Source organism: Bartonella sp. AD328YNZD (genome assembly GCF_042196425.1).
The window spans coordinates 1-1,127 of record NZ_JBHIQG010000552.1 but is presented as its reverse complement, the minus strand read 5'-3'; the positions used below and the strand labels follow the sequence as shown (position 1 = coordinate 1,127).

Here is a 1,127-nt window from a genome sequence, read left to right as displayed (position 1 = left end):
GCCCAAATCCAATATTGGTGTAAAGTTGTTTTTGGGAACGAAAACATTTTGCAATCACAAACAGAAGAGCTTTTCCAAAACCCTGAAACAATAGAAGCACTCGCACAGCAACTTGTCGGAAATCCTCAATCTTTTCACAAGTACGCTGGTCATAACTTTTGTGGCTTTAAAAATCAAGCACGCAGACATGCTGAAGCGGGTCTTTCTCACCTCATTGACGCCGCTGACAATTATGCAACAGCTGTAACACAAGTAAGAGAGAGCCTTTCAAAAACTCAGCAGACAAAACAAGGACACAATGAAGCATCTTCTGAGAGAGCGCAAATCTTGCATCAACAACAAAGCGTCTCACAGTCTGCTCAACGCGTTGAGCTTTCAACAGTAACGCATGAAGGAGCAACAACCTCTACTCAACAAAGAGAAACAGATATTCGTCCTCGCAAAACCGCCGCCCCAAAAGCGATGGCTTTTGCCAGCTAAACAGACATAAGTTTTCACGTTGAATCCAACGTCTTGGCGCAACCATAGCAGAGGTGATTTGCGCCAAGAAATGGGGAAATTCATTCCTCCACTACTTAATCTCAGCTATTGATCAAACAATATTTAGAGAGTGATTATGATCTGAACCATGAGAGTCAAATCTTGTGAAGCTTCTCAGTTTCATATTCTCTTTCATATTAGAGTAAGTGAAAAAGCATAAAACAGAATAAAAACCAACGTATATTTTTAAATAGTATTTAAAAACAATATTGAAAGAGTTTGAAAGGAACATGCATGAAAAAAAGAAATCCCTCCCCTTTTATCACCGAAATGATGGAAAAATTTCAACAACAGGCTGAACAATCCCCCACCAGCCCCCCCCCTCCCCAAGTTTCTCAAAGTTTGCCAAAACCAACTGTACAAAAACGCCCAGAAAATTTATCCCACCACCCAAAAGTTGCTCCACCACCTCCCCCACGTATGAAAAGCCCAGTGCAAACCAGCACAATGCCTCCTAACACCAAAAACCAAGAGACACCTCCCCCACAAAAAAAAGCAGCTCCGCCAAAACCTCAGCGTGTAAAAGAGAGACAACAACATAAACCGACAGTTCAAGAGTCCCCCTTCCTACAGACAAAAGTGGCTCC

General features: G+C 42.1%; 1 protein-coding gene and 1 pseudogene. Both read left to right on the top strand.

Annotated features, from left to right (window positions below):
- Positions 1-480, top strand: a 480-nt coding sequence (locus ACFIO3_RS13590; protein WP_375704638.1) for a BID domain-containing T4SS effector, incomplete at its 5' end; no start/stop codon positions are given.
- A 294-nt stretch (positions 481-774) separates the two neighbouring features.
- Positions 775-1,127, top strand: a pseudogene (locus tag ACFIO3_RS13585) (transporter); the annotation flags it as partial.